The following is a 16,854-nucleotide window of genomic DNA, read 5'->3' on the forward strand; positions in this document are numbered from 1 at the left end:
TATCATTTGCTTTTTTTATTTCTTCGACATTAGCCGTATCTAAAAAAAATCTCATATAATTCTCCTTTTATCTAAATTAAAAAGTTTGGAAAAACTATCAAATTACAATAATTTATAGAAAATTTATCAGGGAGGATAAAGTCGACTATTTGCAGTAATTATTTAATTTTCCAAACTTTCTAGATTGTTATTTTAAATTGTTTTTTAAATCTTTTATAATTTTTTCAGCGTTTAGATTCTTGTAATCCTCTGCACCTATTTTTAATACTAATTTATCGGGAAACATCTGTTGTATCTTTGCATAGTTAAATCTTACTTGTGGGCTTAATAATAAAATTTCTGCTTGAATACCTTGAGTCGCTACTTCCGCAACAGGACAGGCAATAACTTGATACTCTTCATTGACTTCTCTAATTAAATCATCTAATTTTTTTGTCAATAATGATGTTGTTATTCCTGCAGCACATAACAATAGAATACGTTTCATTATTTTAAATCCACCACATACAAAGCATCATGTTCAAAAATATGCATTCCAACCATGCATCCACCTTGACAAGAACTAACCGTCCCCACTTCTCGATGACGTGTTTCCAAATCAATAATTGTAATCTTGTCAATTGCTGTAGTTTCAAGTTTTAATTTAATTTTTGTATTTTCCGGAACATAAATCAATAATAGCTTGTTATTAGTTAAAGCCGCACGAATATCATCAATTCCATTCATTAATAAATTTTGAGCTGATGATAATTCAGTAATTTCATAATTATCAAAAATAACTTTAATATCACTATAATCCCAAGCACCTGGATAATGAATAGCAAGATGCCATGGATTCGGGGAATCAAATCCTTCTCCTACTTCGTTTGCAAATTCTTTACCATAAGTATGCCAACTGTAAATGCCAGCTGCCCCATATGTGATTCCCGCAAAAGCACCGGTTAAAATACTTTGCCAAGCAGCTCGTCTGATTTCAAATTGATGAAACCGACCATACATATTTGAGGAATACCCCATTTGTTCATAACACGGTTCTGAATTCAATAATGGCTTAACTGGATAATGTTCAATAAAATATTCTGGTAAACAATAAGGCATCGCTCTATTTTCCAGCTTTGCATTATGCCCGGATTGAAACATATAAAAGTCCATTTGTTTAATTAGTTTCTCAGGAATTTCCATCAAACGTCCACGTACGTGTAGACTTTGTAAACAATTCGGTGCTAATTCATGTAGTAATTGACTTGCTTTCAAATAATAAGAGCAGCTAATTTCCTCATTTAAATCAGTATCCCCGCTGATTACATATAATGGATCCAAATCAGTAAATGTCTCATTTACTTTTTTTATGTATCCATCGATCTCTTCGTAAGGCATCGTATTATGGCTCAACATATTATTTGCCCATGTCGCTGGTACATAATTACACCATAAAACAACTAGTGCTAATTCAAAACCATATTCTTTTGCAACTTCACACATACTACGAGCATGATTAAAATATGAATCATTCAATTTATCAAATTGATAATCACCTTTTTCATCTTTTTGATACGGTGAATGATTTAAATCAGTAGCACTAGCATCCCACTGCGGCAAAATATTAATTTGTAGAACATTATATCCTTGTCGCTTACGATACTGTAAATAATATTTCCAATCATTTTCATTAATATTTGTAAATGCACTCCAACAAGTATCTGCTAAATAGAAAAATGGTTTACCATTCTTTTCAAAACTTTTTTTATTTATTGCTACTTTCAATCCCATTACTTTTCCCCCCTTACTAATGCTTTTAATACTTCATTATCACAATCATATGGATCTGGTGTCAAACCTTCTATATATTTACAAGCTTCAAATACTTGTGGCAAAATATCTTCATATATTCCTGTACAGTGATGTACATAAGGGCCACATACTAGTTTATCCTCAAGTTTTTTTAGATCATCTACTTCAATCCAAATATAAGTACCTTGATTAAATGGTCCAGGAATTGTTTTTGCTTTTCCCATTAATAATGAATATTCACCATTATCACCATCAAATCTTAAAATTGTCATCTCCCCTTCTTTAATTTTCCCATGAAGACTCCCTGGGTGAGAATGATTAAACGCAAATGGTGCCCCTAATCTTGGCTTTTCTTCCATCAAGGAAATCGGCCATGGACCACAGTGTTGTAATAACTCAGCATTGTTGTTTGTTGGATGAGGAACAGTCCAATCCGCAAAGAAAGTAACATTATCTTCAATTGACGCAGCCTGTGCAATAATTGAAGTGATAGCACCATGAATATCAGTTTCACAAGCAACAGGAAATTTTTCATCTGTTAATAAAGCATTAGCAGCACACGGAAAAATTCCTAATACTCCCTGCATAGCGTTCCAGCATTGAACAGCCGCAGCCTTACAATTATATCTTTTTGCAATACTTTTGATTGCTACCTTTAAAGCTGCTACTTTTACTAAAGCTTCATCACTAATTTCAATTATAGTTTCTTTTTTTAGATAATCAATTACTTGAATTACTTCATCTTTTTTATTTTGCTCAACTGCATCCATCTCATCTTTAACTTCAGCTAAAGTAACCGGATGGATCTTAATGTTAAATTTCTCTAGTAATTCACCTTCATTAACCATCATTGTCCAAAAACCAGATGGTCGCGTTGCAATTTGTAATATTGTTAAATCTTTTAATTCTTTAATAATATTTACCGTTGCTAAAAATCGTCTTATCCCCTCATAAAATTCTTGATCTTCAAGACGACACATTGGCAGATATGTGAATTTACACCGAAAGCGTCTTAATACCTTTCCAGTTGCAAATAATCCACACTGACTATCACGCAAACGACTTCCATCACCTAAAGGACTTTCATCACGCGGTCCCCAAATCAAAATAGGAAGATTCATTTTTTTTGCTACTTGTGCAACTAAATACTCAGTTCCAAAATTACAGTGAGGAAAGAACAAAGCATCCACCTTTTCTTTAATCATTTTATCAACGACTTTATCAACATCATTATCATCAAATAATAATCCTTCGTCGTTAGCATCCTCGATATCAACAAAAGTAATATTCATTGTTGCTAATTTTTGTAAAATCAATTCTTTATATTTTAATGCCTCTTCTTTGCTAAAAATATCTCTTCTCGTCGGAATAACTCCTAATTTAATATTTATCATTTATTTCCACCTCATTATCTAGTTTGGCTACTGCTAAAACTCCTTTTACTGCTTGATGCCAGCCATAAATATTTGCATTTCTCACCTTTTCGTCCATAGTTGGAAAATATTTTTTCTTATCTTCATAATATTCCGTTTGTCCAAATAATTTTAATCGTGAAATCTCATAAGCCCCCATAGCTGAAAGTGCATAATTATATGACACCTTAACTTCAACATTTAAAATATCTGCAATAAATTGTAATAACCCTATATTTGAAACTGCTCCACCATCAATATTCATTATTTGATTAGATGTATATCCTAAAGCAGTTGCTGCATCATAGATTTGATAAGCAATCGATTCTAAGCCTGCTCTTAAAATGTATTTATAATCATGATTACGAGCCAGCCCACAAATACTTGCACGCGCTTGATCATTCCACCAAGGAACACTTAAGCCAACAAATGCAGGAACTAGATAAACCCCGTCATTATTCTCTATTTCATCCCAGATGCTATTTAACTGTGCTTCTTTTTTAAATAATCCAATTTGATTTTTTAACCAATTAAGAGTATCACAACTACAATTAATAATTGCCTCTTGAGCATAGATTATCCTATTTTCAACACACCAGCCTACTGCATTGACTATTCCTTTAGTTAGTTGTGGTTTACAACTACCCGCATTAATCATTACACTTGATCCTGTTCCTAAAGTTACTTTCATTGAACCAGTTTCAAAACAATGCTGGGCATATAGCGCTGCCTGTGAATCACCAATCACTCCACAGATTGGCACTTCATGATCTAAGATACCATTAACATCACTATAACCAAATATCTCGTCATTATTTAAAATGGCTGGTAAAATAATTGATGGAATATCAAAAATACTACATAGCATTTCATCCCATTTCAAAGTTTCAATATTCATTAATAATGTTCGTGATGCATTAGTAACATCACTAACATGTTTTTTACCATTAGTTAGATTATAAATCAACCATGACTCCATTGTTCCAAAAGCATAATTATCAATTTCATCAAGTTTACAATTTTCAATCAACCATTTTATCTTCGGAGCTGAGAAATACGGATTGATTTTTAAACCGGTTAACTTTTCTACTAAGTCTTGATGGATTTTTAATTTTTCACACATTGAGGCTGTACGACGACACTGCCAAACAATTGCATGATGAACAGGCTTTCCTGTCCTTTTATCCCAAAGAATAGTTGTTTCACGTTGATTAGTAATTGCTATTCCAGCAACTTTTGCGACTAATTCAGGAAATTCTTTTTTTAGCGTACTGACAGCCTTAAGTAAATTAGTATAAATTTCTTCTCCATCATGTTCGACCCAGCCGTTTTGAGGATAATATTGTTGATGTTGATAACTTGAAGAAGCCAGCATATTACTCTCTTCATCAATAATAAATACTTTGGTTGAAAAAGTACTTTGATCAATCGTTAATATATACTTCATTACTTTTCATCCTTTAATAACTGTTTAGCAATTGAAACTACATTTTCTTTTGTTAAACCATAGTATTCAAACAGCTGCTGCGAGTTTCCAGAAATTAAAGTTTCATCTGGAATTGCTAATGTCTTCACTATACATGGAGCTTGATTAGCTACTATCTGACTGACAATGCTTCCAAGTCCACCATTAATGCTATGCTCTTCAATTGTAATAATTCTTTTTGTATCTTTTGCTGCTTTGACAATTACTTCTTGGTCAAACGGTTTAATAGTATGCATGTTGATTACACGAGCCTGAATTCCTTGAAGCTCTAATTGAATAGCTGCATCTAAAGCTACCCTGACCATCTCTCCATATGCCACAATAGAAAGATCATCACCATCGTGCATTATTTTAGCTTTGCCAATTTCATAATCAAAATTATCATCATGATAAACTTCAGAAACCGGATTACGCCCAACTCGAATATAAACTGGTCCATGGAAATCAGCCAATTTATTCATCATTTTTTTTGTTTCATAAGGATCAGCCGGAACGATGATTGTCATATTAGGAATAGCATTTAATACTGCTATATCTTGTAAAGAATGATGTGACATTCCTAAAGCTCCATAGCTGACTCCTGCACTGATTCCAATCAGTTTGACATCAGTTTTAGAATAAGCAACATCTACTTTAATTTGTTCAATCGAACGCATTGTTAAAAAACAAGCCGGTGATGCAACATACGGTTTCATTCCTGCAGCAGCTAAACCTGCTGCAATTCCAACTAAATCCTGTTCAGCAATTCCTACTTCAATGACTCGATCCGGAAATTCTTTCGTAAATGGAGTTAATGAAGCAGAACCACGAGAATCACTTGTAACGATACAAATCTTTTGATCCGTTTTAGCGAACTCTTGTAATTTTTCACAAATTACTGCACGATTAGCAATTTTATTTCCCATTTATAAATCCCCCAATTCCATCAATGCTTGCTTATACTGTACTGCATCTAAAACACCATGATGCCATGATGCCTGATTTTCCATAAAAGAAACCCCTTTTCCCTTTACTGTATTAGCAAGAATTAAAGATGGTTTATTTTTTATTGCTTTTGCTTGAGTAAATGCATTGATTATTTCTTCATAATTATTGCCATCGATTTCAATTACTTCAAAACCAAACATCTGCCATTTTCCTTTAAGATCTTCTAAAGTCATAACAGTTTCAGTACAACCGCTGATCTGCAAATGATTACGGTCAACAATAGCACATAGATTATCCAACTTATAATGTCCAGCAGCCATCGCTGATTCCCATATAGAACCTTCTGCCAGCTCACCATCCCCCATTAAAACATAAGTTCGATAATCCTGCCCCATCTTCTTCGCTGCAATCGCAAGTCCAACGCCAATTGCTAATCCATGTCCTAAAGCACCAGTATTCATTTCAACACCAGCCACTTTATTGTTAGGATGACCAATATATTTAGTATTATATCCTGAAAAATTATCTAACTCACTGTATGCGAAAAAACCTCGCTTAGCCAATGTAACATATAAAGCTTCTGCAATATGTCCCTTACTTAAAATGAACCGATCACGATTTTCCATCTTAGGATTATTTGGATCAATTCTTAATTCGTTAAAATAGAGAACATTTAAAATATCAATTGCTGATAATGAACCACCAACATGTCCGGCTTTTGAGTGATAGCATACCTCAACAATATCCTTTCGCAATTCACTAGACTGTCTCTCTAATAACTCTATCTCCATCTGTTAGCTCCTTTCAAGTAATCAAATTTTAAAATATTTATTTTACTATCTTTTTAAACAATTGATCATGCCTTTATCATTTCACTAAAGACATGATCTTTCTTACGTTGATTTTTAATAATCATCTCTGCCAAACTTTATTAAATAGCATTAAATATTTTTATTTGGTTTTATAATCTATTATTTTCTTGATTATCCATTTAATAAAGAAAGGAGTACTTACAATACATTTAATTTATATATTATTTCAACACCTGTGTTTTATTATAATCAAGACTATTTGTGAATAGTAAAACTTTGTTAATTAGGCTTCTTCGTGTCCTTTAGCACTAATTTCTTCTTTGTAGCGTTGGTTATCTGATACTTTGAAGAATGGATACCAAACTAAACATCCAATTGCGATACAAACAACTTGAAGAACTGCTGCCTGCCATCCCCCTGCTAATAATGGTTTAATAATAATCGGCATACACCATGGTACTTGAACTCCAGTTAATGGTGGAACAAGCCCAATTGCCATTGCAAAATAGGCAACTAATGTTTGTACGATTGGTGTTAAAATAAATGGAATTGCCAGAATTGGGTTCATAATCAATGGATAACCAAAAACAACCGGCTCATTAATAGTGAATAAACCTGGAACGATTCCTAATTTGCCCATTTCTTTATTTTGTTTAGATTTAGCAAAAAGCAATAAGATGATACATAATGACAATGTCCCTCCAGCACCACCAATTCCACTGAATGCATCATAGAATGTATTCCCTAAAATATTAGGAAGTTCCTTTCCAGCTGCATATGCTTCCATATTTGCTGTTGCCATTGGTAAATATACCGCAGTGATTACCCCTGAAATAACATTTGAACCATGGATTCCAAAAAACCATAAAAACATTTGAACTAAAAGTAATACAACTAATGACCAGACGCTTCCACCCAATGCATTTAAAGGTGTAACAATTACTGAATAGACCATTTGTGAAAATGATCCCCATGAAGTAAACGAAAAACCAAATGAAACAAAAATGAAAATAAATCCAACTAAAATACCTGGAATCAATGCCGAGAACGTATTTGCAATCATTGGCGGTACTCCCTCTGGCATATGAATCTTTAATTTTTCTTTAGTCATAAAGAAACAATATAAACGTGTGGCAATCAATGCTGCAATCATTGCTCCAAATAACCCCTGTGCCCCCATAAACTGCATCGATAAAGCACTTTCTTCAGTTAAAGGCGTTGTAATAAAAAATGCAAATATTGAAATTAATCCCGCAGGAATTTGATCACATTTAAAATGACCAGCTAAACGATGCCCAATTAAAAATGAAGCATAGATAGATAAACAGCTTGTAGTAACTGTGGATGCTGCTAAGAAATATTTTTCTATCCCAGTTGATTGAATGAAATTAAGCCATGGGTCAAAGGGAAAAACTCCAAATAATAATGCCAGTGAACCGATCATTAAAATTGGTAAAGTCCCCATCAACCCCTTGGAAATTGAATCAAGATAAATATTTGCCGCTATACGACCAGACACTTCTAATGCTTTGTTAATAAACTTGTTATTTTCCATATTCCGTCCCTCTTAATATAAATTAAATGAATTTGTAGTGTTGCAACTTTCTACATTATTACTATACTAAACGTTTTTATTATCATCAATATAAAAACTAAATTTTTTATATAAAACAACTAAATATTCACTAAATATAAAATATTTAGCTAAATTTTAGCTAAATAAATCTTTTTTATATCGGTTTATAACTATTTTAGTTAAAATATTTAACAATCACTAAATATATTTGTAATTTATTTAGTGATTGTTTATAATAGCCTTAAGAGAGGTATACAAAATGAAAATAAAAATAAGTGATATTGCAAAAAAAGCAGGAGTATCTGATGGAACTGTCTCAAATGCACTAAATAACCGTAAAGGGATTAGTAATGAAAAAAGAGAATATATTTTACAAATAGCTCGTGAGATGGGATATTTTAGAAAAAATAGCGATCAAGATAAGTTAATTCGTCTACTGATCGTTAATAAACAAGCTCACGTTGTTGGAGATACTCCATTTTTTTCAGAATTAATCAGGGGAATTGAAACTGAATGTAGTGGACAAGGATTTGAATTAGTCATCAATCATGTAGATGCAGAAATCTTAAAAAATAGACGTTTAGAAGATATATTAAAAACTGATCAAACTAGTGGGATTCTTTTATTAGGGACAGAAATGGAAGTTCAGGATTTGAATTATTTTAGAAATATTTGTATTCCTTTGGTTGTTTTAGATACTGCATTTAGAGATACTAACTTTGATTACGTCGCCATTAACAATGTTGATGGTACCTACGAAATCGTTGATCATTTAATTAAAAATGGCCATACAAGTATTGGTATTATTAATTCATCTCATCAAATCAATAATTTTAGGGAAAGGAAAAATGGCTATGTCCATGCTTTAAATGATAATAATTTACTTTTATCACCTGAAAATGAAGCATTAGTTGAACCAACGCCCGAAGGAGCATATTTGGATATGAAAGCTTTTTTAAATTCCTTTTTAGCAGAATTTCCTAAAGAAAAATTACCTACAGCTTTCTATGCTGTTAATGACAATATCGCTTTAGGAGCAATCAAAGCCTTCAATGAATTAGATTTATCTATTTCAATATGCGGTTTTGATGATTTGCCAATTTGTGAATTAATTACTCCTGCGCTTACTACTGTTCATGTCAATAAACAATATTTAGGCAAAACTGCAGTATCAAGATTAGTACAAAAAATTAATACACCTGATTATGATATTCAAAAAATATTAATTGCGACAAAAACCATTCAACGTGATAGTGTTAAAAAAAGATAAAATCGTTACTGTATAAAATAACGATTTTTTTAATGTTTGTTTTTAAATAAAATCAGCGCCTGCTGTATCTTATAAGTACGATAAAAATCAGTCAACATCATAATAACTACATACCCTAAACAAAATAACATGTATAAATTAGTTTTTATAAATAAACAAACGATCATTCCAATAGCTATCACTGTTAATGTTACTTTAGGATATTCAATTAAATCAATGATTAGATAATGCCATGCCTCTAAAAAAATACTGATTAAAAGGGCCAACAAAAAATATAATATAATCACTTGAAAATCAGTGTTTACAATCACTGTAGGAGTAATTAGATGCCTAAATAATAAGATATAAATAAAGCTCAACGATAGATTTATGCCTATTCTTTCTAGCACTTCAATCACCTTATTTCTAACCTTTCTTTAAATTTCTTCAAATAACTTCTTGTTAGGACTAGCATGATTCCATTTTGCATATACAAGGTATAACGAGAATTCAGTTCAGGCAGCATATACTCAATATAATTAATATTTACAATTATCGACCTATTTATCCGAATAAAGCTATATTTATCTAATAATTACTCTAATTCATATAGTTTATAATGACATAGGTACTGACATGTCTGTGTGTTTAAATAGGCCTCTTTGGAAAATCCTTCAATATAGACAATATCTTGATAATTAATCCTATGTATCTTCTCAGCAAGATAACCAATTAAATACCGTTCGAGCATCTCATTTAAATCACTTTCAACACTTTTTAAATTATTGAGTGTAAAAGTATAATGTAACCCTGCATATTCTATTCCTTGTTCCACTAAAATAATATCTAATTCTTGATAACGAGCAAAAAATGTTTCTAATTTTTGACGATGTTTCTCATTACATATTAATTTCAATTTTTTAGCTCCAATTGATATAACAATGTTTTGCTTTTATTATTTTCATCATATAGAATTATTTTTAGCTCATTATCGTTTTTAATTGGTATAACACATGGTAAACCAGAAATATAATTGTTCTTAATTTTTTCATTATAATACAGCTGATATTCATGATTTCCCTGAATCAAATATGCTTTCAGTATTTTAAAATTAGTATTTTTTAAATGAATGTCTGGTTTCTTTAATACATTATTTTCATCTATTTCTAAATTTTTTATTTCAATTTCATTATTTCGATATCCATAATTATTACTTTTTACTTTAGTAAGATTAACATTCATGTCTAGTGGTTTATAACCATCTTTATCATATAAAACAATTGAAATATATGGACCATAATCGTACTCAAGATCGTTATCAAAATAAACATAGTCAAAGATTAACTTTTGATATCCAGTGTGCTGTCCATCATTTTCACTAGTAATATCGATAGTATCATCCGGCAATACTGAATTATCATTAACTTTAATACTCACTTGTTTAGAAATTTCAATGAGTTCATCACGAATATAAATACCTGGGTATGCAACAATTTTAGTATTGGTCGTTTTAAGTGTTCCTGTTTTATTATTACTCTCATTCCAAATAGAACAATATTCAATGATCACATCATCATTTCGATAAGCATAAATCGCATAATTTGTAAAAACACTTCGATCCTCTAAACGATACATTATCGGATCAGATAAAAAAGTTATTCCACCTATACTCATGATCAAAGCTATGATTGCAATTAGCCGATATGTTTTCTTTCGTGGGTGAACTCGCTTGATTAAAATTTTCGTATATCGCTCACTTAAATACTGATTTATCTTATTTAAGTGATACGTAATGCAGCAAGCCTTATAAAATATATATCCATAGATTCCAATCATAGAAAACCATAGTAACGAAACGAATAAAATATTTAATATCGGAAATGATAAAATAAAATTGATAATTATAAAGTTTTTAATATGTTTTTGATATTTTTCAATTTCAATATAATCGCTACTTATTCTCTCAATTCCTTTTAATACAAAATATAACATTGCAAAACTAATCAATCCTTTAACAAAAACAAATTCATTAAAATCAATACCTTGGTTCAATAAAAATTACTATACATAAAGCTATTGTTAAAATTAATGCATAATCAAGATACTTTTCTCTTAACCGTTTACGGATACATAAAAGTCCTAAAATCATCAAAAGAGCCGAAATATAGGCAGGAATTAAATTTACATCATTGATCGTTAATTTAAGACCATACATAAAAATAAATGCTAATGCGATTAAACCAATTCCCATAATTATTACCTCTCTCTACTTCAAGTATATCTAATAATTTAGATTGTTTCATGCCTTTTGGTCTAAATTGCATTAAATTAGCCTGAATTACAAAAAAATCACAGTAAATACTGTGATTACCAACGTTTTATAATTACATGCAGCTTAGCTAGATCCATCTCTAAAATTTTACCAATTTCCTTTTTTAAATAAACTTCATTTAATTTTGTCTTGGCAATAAATTCGTTATTATTCTTTTCAAATTGAGCTAATTTTTTAAATCTCTCATCTTCACATAGATCATAATAATAGCCATCGTCAAATGATACAACTAAAATATACTCATGTGGTTCTTTATTACTACGGTGACTATACCAATATACAAATAATAAGATTAAAATGATTGCAACCGCCCCAATAATATAATAAATATTCATTCTTCTACCTCCGACTATATCAATTTAACTAAAAAAACTTTACCTTATTATTAGTAACAAATTTGACTTTGAATAATTTTTTTACTTAATCATCTAAATTATAACATTTTATAAAAAGAAAATCCCGTAGAATAATAACATTCTACGAGATCTGGGAAGTAATTCATTTACTATTTATATTCTATCATATGATAAGTATTTTTTCTACCAATCCAGCTTTAAAAACAAACTACCCTTTTAGTTTATTCCGCTGCTCCATTTCTCTTTTTACTAGAGTACTTTCATAATTATCTATTTTATGCTTTAAATAGCTGATGATCGACTGTAATTCTTCAACTTGTGCTTCTAAATTTCCTAATTGTTCGATCATAATATCTTTTCTTTGAGAAATCGTATGCTCTCCTTCATTAAATAAATCTACATACAACTTTATTTGCTCAATTGTCATTCCAGCAGCCCGCATACATTTAATAAAATTGATTCGACGCAAATCCGGTTCCTGATAATCTCGATGACCACTAATATTTTTTGCTACAGGATTCATTAATCCAATTTTTTCATAATATCGTAATGTTGTCGAACTAATCCCAAATTTTTTACTAACTTCTGCAATTGTCATTTTCATCACCCTCTTTATATAATTATAAGTCATAATTTGTAGACCTTCAATTTTTATTTTAACCGATAAATCTTCATTTGAGCTAAACAAAGAATGACACCAACTATTTGCATTAATGCCCCAAGATAAAAAATCATCCGATAACCACTAAAGGCAGCAATAATTCCCCAAACAACTGAACCAATTGCATACCCAATATCCATTGCAGCATAATATGTCGCATTAGCAATACCGTTTTTACTTTCCGGCATTCGCTTAATTAAAAATGTATTAACAATCGGGGCAACAGCTCCAGTTGCAAATCCAGCAGGAAGCGCTAAAAACAGGAGTTGGTACATCCTAGTTACTTGACCAATTAAATATACACTAATAAAAAATAATAAAGAATTTAATAACAACATTTTGAACTCACCAAAATGAATAACTAGTCTATTCATAATAAAACGCGAACTAATCATTCCAATTGCATTTACTGAAAAAAACATTCCTGCTCCAGCAAATCCAAGACTAATTGCATATAGAGAAACAAATGAGGTAATTGCACTTTGCGTCAAGGAATTAAAGAATAATACTAAAATCGGAACAATTAAAATAAGCCAATTAATAGTTTCTTTCTCTTTATTTTGATTTTCTATGCTAACAATTGATACATCTTTACCCAGCAGCATTAACCCAAAAGTTAAAATACAAATTAATAATGAAACAATAAAAAGCAATTTAAAGCGATCATAATTAGCTCCTAAAATACTATAAGCAATCGATGGTCCTACTACCCCTGTTAAACTGTTGGCAATAGAAGCATAACTAACCCCTTCTAATAATCGATTAGGATGACACATTTTGGCAACATATGTACTAGCCCCAGTTGAAGCTATTCCAAACCCAATCCCTTGCATTATTCGATAAATAATCGCCAATTCAATTTGCTTACAGTCAATAAAGAAAAATGCTGCAGCCATCATCAACGTTATACCACCTAATATTACTTTTTTACACCCAAATTTATCTAACAAAATACCCGCAATAAAACGAACACACAAAGCTGCCAAAGTAAAAATTGATGTCATCAATCCTGCGTATGTATCTAATCCAGTTAAATTTTTAGCAAAAATCGTTAGAACCGACAATACAATATTGGAACAAAGGCATATTGCGAAAAGAATTATTACTGATAATAGATACTTTTTTGTCCAAAGTTTTTCTTTCACGACTATTTTCCTACTCGTTTAGCATTATCAGAATTTGGATCCCAACGTTCTGCCTTTAAATCCATATTATCTAATGCTCTTTTTATATTTTTCAAATCAACCTCATCTAAAATAACTTTGCTGGCTTTAATATTTTCTTCAATCCGACTTAGCTTTCGACTTCCTGGAATAGGTACGATCCAATCACCTTGAGCCATTACCCAAGCTAAAGCGATTTGAGCTGGAGTTACCTGTTTTTCTTTTGCTAACTTCTTGATCAATTCAACTAGTACTTGATTTATTGCCATATTCTCTTTTTTAAATCGTGGTTGTTTACTTCTAGTATCATTTTTAGAAAAAGTTTGATTAGGGTCGATCGTTGCTGTTAAAAATCCTTTACCTAATGGTGCAAATGGAATAAATCCTATTTTCAATTCCTTTAATGTATCAAGTAATCCATTTTTTTCAGGTTCTCTAAAAATCATCGAATACTCACTCTCAACTACTGTAAGTGGGCAAATAGCATGAGCTTTTCTTATTGTTTCAACGCCTGCTTCTGATAATCCCCAATGCTTTATTTTTCCTTCCGCCATCAATTCTTTCATTGTTTGAGCAACAAGCTCAATCGGTGTTTTAGGATCAACACGATGTAAATAATATAAATCCACATAATCTGTTTTTAAACGTTTCAGTGATTCTGATAAAGAAGTGCGAATTACTTCAGGACGTGCATCTAAAACCTGCTTTCCATCAATCACCTTGATTCCACACTTAGTTGCGATCTGATAACTATCACGGGGATAGATACTCAATGCCTGTCCAACTAAATCTTCATTATATAAAATTTCTCCTGTTTCACTAACACCTTGATAACACTCTGCAGTATCAAACATTGTAATTCCTGCTTGATAAGCACCGCGAATTACTTCAATCATTTCTTTTTGATCACTCGCATCACCAAAACCATGGGTCATTCCCATACATCCTAGACCAATTGCTGATATTTCAAAATTACTACCGAGTTTTCTTGTTTCCATTTTCTCTTCCTCCAATATCTTTGATAAATACATCCTAATACTTAGAGTCAACTATAAGTCAATAGTTTTAACTAAAAAAGAACAACTCCCTTATTCATAAAATTAATAGATTGTTTTTCGTAAAATACATTATTTTACTCGTTTTACTAAATAGATATAAATGTTGATAAATTTAAGCAAATAATCTTGAAAAATTAACATATAATGGTACAATACATACGGTCTTAAATATACAAGCTGATTACAGGGGGAAAAGCCAATGAAAGCATTTTCACAAATGAACAATAATGAGTTATGTGAATTAAAAAAAGAATTAGAAAAGAGATATCTTGATTTCAAAGCAAGAGATTTAAAATTAGATATGTCACGCGGTAAACCAGCTAGTGAACAATTAGATTTATCACTCGGTTTATTAAAACAAGAAGATTATATGATTGATGGTATTGATTGCCGTAATTATGGTGGCCTTGAAGGTTTACCAGCAATGCGAAGATTCTTTGGTGAATTATTAGATGTAAATGAGAAAAATGTTATTGTAGGTGGAACGTCTAGTCTAACATTGATGTATGACTATCTTAGTCAAGCTATGTTATTCGGTGTCATGGGAAATACTCCATGGTCAAAGTTAGATAAAGTAAAATTTTTATGTCCAGTTCCTGGATATGACCGTCACTTTGCTTTTTGTGAACATTTCGGAATTGAGATGATCAATATTCCGATGAATAGTGATGGTCCTGATATTGAGACAATAAAAAAACATCTTCAAGATGAAAGTGTTAAGGGAATGTTCTGTGTTCCTAAATATTCTAATCCTCAAGGAATCACATATAGTGATGATATTATTAAAGCAATTGCCAGTTTAACACCAGCAGCAAAAGATTTTAGAATTATATATGATAATGCTTACTGTGTTCATGATTTGAATGAGCATGGCGATACCCTTTTAAATATATTTAACGAATTGCCTAAATATCAGCATGAAGATATGGTCATCATGGTCGCTTCAACATCAAAAATCAGTTTTGCTGGAGCGGGTGTATCATGTATTGTTGCCAGTGAAAATAATATTGTGGACATAAAAAAAAGATTAACGATTCAATCTATCTCGCAAGATAAAATGAATCAATTAAGGCATTTGAACTTTTTTAAAGATGTTGCTGGTTTAAAAGCTCATATGAAAAAACAAGCAGTTTTATTAAAACCTAAATTTGATTGTGTAATCGAACACTTAAATAATGAATTAGGCGGTAAAGGAATTGCTTCATGGATTGAACCAAATGGCGGATATTTTATCAGTCTCGATGTAATGCCTGGATGTGCTAAACGAATTGGGGAATTATGTAAAGATGCTGGTGTCGTTTTAACAACTATCGGAGCAACTTACCCATATGGAATCGACCCACAAGATACTAACATTAGAATTGCTCCATCATATCCTTCAGTTGATGAATTATCAAAAGCCGCTGAACTACTATGTATCTGTGTGCAATTAGCTTGTTTAGAAAAACTATTAAAATAAACTTAGCGAAAGGAAACTTATTCCTTTCGCTTTTTATTTCTTAATTTTCCAATTACAGCCATCACTATTAATGTGAGAGCAGTAATAATATATAAATTCCCTAAAATAAAATCTAAACCATTATTATTTACATGAATCATTAGATTTGGACAAATAACTGAAAAAATTAAAAATACTGTACCGAAAAATAAACCTTTTACTAGACTCGCTGATACATCATTTTGATGACATGACTCTTTAATATTCATCTTCATCAATTCTTTTTCATCAATACTATCATAATAGAAGATTGCATCATTATTAAATTCATCATTAGCGTAATTATTTTCAAAATACTGCCATCCCAAATTTTGATATTTACGTTTGATTAATACTAAGTCATTGGAATCAACAATATAGATACGTTGCAAATCCTTTTTCTTTTTAAATTTTAATACATCTAATCTTAAAGGTTGAAAAAGACCAAAAGGAATAATAGTTTCCAAAATATAATTATGCTGTACTTTTTTATTTAAATACTTCTCTAGTTCCTGACTTCCTAAATAAAGCTTGATCCTCATCATTTCAATCAT

General features: G+C 31.0%; 18 protein-coding genes and 1 pseudogene. 2 read left to right on the plus strand and 17 right to left on the minus strand.

The annotated features are described in order from the left end of the window. Positions 1 to 187 precede the first annotated feature (187 nt). The 7 genes from KTF99_RS13660 to KTF99_RS13690 all read right to left on the minus strand — a co-directional run bounded on the left by KTF99_RS13660 (position 188) and on the right by KTF99_RS13690 (position 7,983). The gene (locus tag KTF99_RS13660) at positions 188 to 487 is read right to left on the minus strand and encodes a PTS sugar transporter subunit IIB (protein WP_008792026.1); all 300 of its coding nucleotides are present in this window, start codon (positions 485 to 487) and stop codon (positions 188 to 190) included. After that, positions 487 to 1,770, minus strand: a complete 1,284-nt coding sequence (locus KTF99_RS13665) for an apiosidase-like domain-containing protein (protein WP_029481594.1) — start codon at positions 1,768 to 1,770, stop codon at positions 487 to 489. The genes KTF99_RS13660 and KTF99_RS13665 overlap by 1 nt, the downstream gene beginning before the upstream one ends. After that, positions 1,770 to 3,185: an L-fucose/L-arabinose isomerase family protein gene (locus tag KTF99_RS13670; RefSeq protein WP_009010033.1), complete on the minus strand. Its 1,416-nt coding sequence runs from the start codon at positions 3,183 to 3,185 to the stop codon at positions 1,770 to 1,772. Before KTF99_RS13670 ends, KTF99_RS13665 begins: the two co-directional genes overlap by 1 nt. Then, complete coding sequence (locus tag KTF99_RS13675) at positions 3,172 to 4,650, minus strand: FGGY-family carbohydrate kinase (RefSeq protein ID WP_008792029.1); 1,479 nt, start codon at positions 4,648 to 4,650, stop codon at positions 3,172 to 3,174. The genes KTF99_RS13670 and KTF99_RS13675 overlap by 14 nt, the downstream gene beginning before the upstream one ends. Next, on the minus strand, positions 4,650 to 5,594 hold the full coding sequence (locus KTF99_RS13680; protein WP_008792030.1) for a transketolase family protein: 945 nt from the start codon (positions 5,592 to 5,594) through the stop codon (positions 4,650 to 4,652). Before KTF99_RS13680 ends, KTF99_RS13675 begins: the two co-directional genes overlap by 1 nt. Beyond that, the gene (locus KTF99_RS13685) at positions 5,595 to 6,407 is read right to left on the minus strand and encodes a transketolase (protein WP_008792031.1); all 813 of its coding nucleotides are present in this window, start codon (positions 6,405 to 6,407) and stop codon (positions 5,595 to 5,597) included. 304 nt (positions 6,408 to 6,711) lie between these two features. Further along, complete coding sequence (locus tag KTF99_RS13690; protein ID WP_008792032.1) at positions 6,712 to 7,983, minus strand: PTS sugar transporter subunit IIC; 1,272 nt, start codon at positions 7,981 to 7,983, stop codon at positions 6,712 to 6,714. 280 nt (positions 7,984 to 8,263) lie between these two features. Here KTF99_RS13690 and KTF99_RS13695 point away from each other — a divergent pair, with 280 nt between their 5' ends. Continuing rightward, complete coding sequence (locus tag KTF99_RS13695) at positions 8,264 to 9,274, plus strand: LacI family DNA-binding transcriptional regulator (RefSeq protein WP_029481597.1); 1,011 nt, start codon at positions 8,264 to 8,266, stop codon at positions 9,272 to 9,274. A gap of 29 nt (positions 9,275 to 9,303) precedes the next feature. Here KTF99_RS13695 and KTF99_RS13700 read toward each other — a convergent pair whose 3' ends face one another. The 9 genes and pseudogenes from KTF99_RS13700 to KTF99_RS13740 all read right to left on the minus strand — a co-directional run bounded on the left by KTF99_RS13700 (position 9,304) and on the right by KTF99_RS13740 (position 14,763). Beyond that, a complete protein-coding gene (locus KTF99_RS13700; RefSeq protein WP_224209072.1) occupies positions 9,304 to 9,663 on the minus strand; it encodes a hypothetical protein in 360 nt (119 codons plus the stop codon). A 5-nt stretch (positions 9,664 to 9,668) separates the two neighbouring features. Then, positions 9,669 to 9,833: pseudogene (locus KTF99_RS17280) on the minus strand (LytTR family DNA-binding domain-containing protein); the annotation flags it as partial. 15 nt (positions 9,834 to 9,848) lie between these two features. After that, complete coding sequence (locus KTF99_RS17285; RefSeq protein ID WP_229102006.1) at positions 9,849 to 10,169, minus strand: LytTR family transcriptional regulator DNA-binding domain-containing protein; 321 nt, start codon at positions 10,167 to 10,169, stop codon at positions 9,849 to 9,851. Then, positions 10,166 to 11,305, minus strand: a complete 1,140-nt coding sequence (locus tag KTF99_RS17290) for a hypothetical protein (protein ID WP_029481599.1) — start codon at positions 11,303 to 11,305, stop codon at positions 10,166 to 10,168. Before KTF99_RS17290 ends, KTF99_RS17285 begins: the two co-directional genes overlap by 4 nt. After that, entirely contained in the window at positions 11,289 to 11,504 is a 216-nt protein-coding gene (locus KTF99_RS13720) for a hypothetical protein (protein WP_003534789.1), read from the minus strand. Before KTF99_RS13720 ends, KTF99_RS17290 begins: the two co-directional genes overlap by 17 nt. 116 nt (positions 11,505 to 11,620) lie before the next feature. After that, entirely contained in the window at positions 11,621 to 11,920 is a 300-nt protein-coding gene (locus KTF99_RS13725) for a hypothetical protein (RefSeq protein WP_003534793.1), read from the minus strand. A 229-nt stretch (positions 11,921 to 12,149) separates the two neighbouring features. Further along, a complete protein-coding gene (locus tag KTF99_RS13730; RefSeq protein ID WP_008792037.1) occupies positions 12,150 to 12,539 on the minus strand; it encodes a MerR family transcriptional regulator in 390 nt (129 codons plus the stop codon). A 53-nt stretch (positions 12,540 to 12,592) separates the two neighbouring features. Further along, positions 12,593 to 13,747, minus strand: a complete 1,155-nt coding sequence (locus KTF99_RS13735; protein WP_003534796.1) for an MFS transporter — start codon at positions 13,745 to 13,747, stop codon at positions 12,593 to 12,595. A gap of 2 nt (positions 13,748 to 13,749) precedes the next feature. Next, positions 13,750 to 14,763 carry an aldo/keto reductase gene (locus KTF99_RS13740; RefSeq protein WP_009299626.1) on the minus strand — a complete coding sequence of 338 codons (1,014 nt, stop codon included), beginning with the start codon at positions 14,761 to 14,763 and terminating at the stop codon, positions 13,750 to 13,752. A 259-nt stretch (positions 14,764 to 15,022) separates the two neighbouring features. On the opposite strand from KTF99_RS13740, the gene KTF99_RS13745 reads away from it, so the two are divergent. Continuing rightward, a complete protein-coding gene (locus tag KTF99_RS13745; protein WP_003534800.1) occupies positions 15,023 to 16,282 on the plus strand; it encodes an aminotransferase class I/II-fold pyridoxal phosphate-dependent enzyme in 1,260 nt (419 codons plus the stop codon). A gap of 17 nt (positions 16,283 to 16,299) precedes the next feature. Here the strand turns inward: KTF99_RS13745 and KTF99_RS13750 are convergent, their stop codons facing one another. Beyond that, positions 16,300 to 16,854, minus strand: coding sequence for a hypothetical protein (locus tag KTF99_RS13750; protein WP_226825685.1), 555 nt, complete (start codon positions 16,852 to 16,854; stop codon positions 16,300 to 16,302).

Origin of the sequence: Erysipelatoclostridium sp. MSK.7.34 (assembly GCF_019041935.1) — a bacterium.
Taxonomy (GTDB): Bacteria; Bacillota_I; Bacilli_A; order Erysipelotrichales; family Coprobacillaceae; genus Thomasclavelia; species Thomasclavelia ramosa.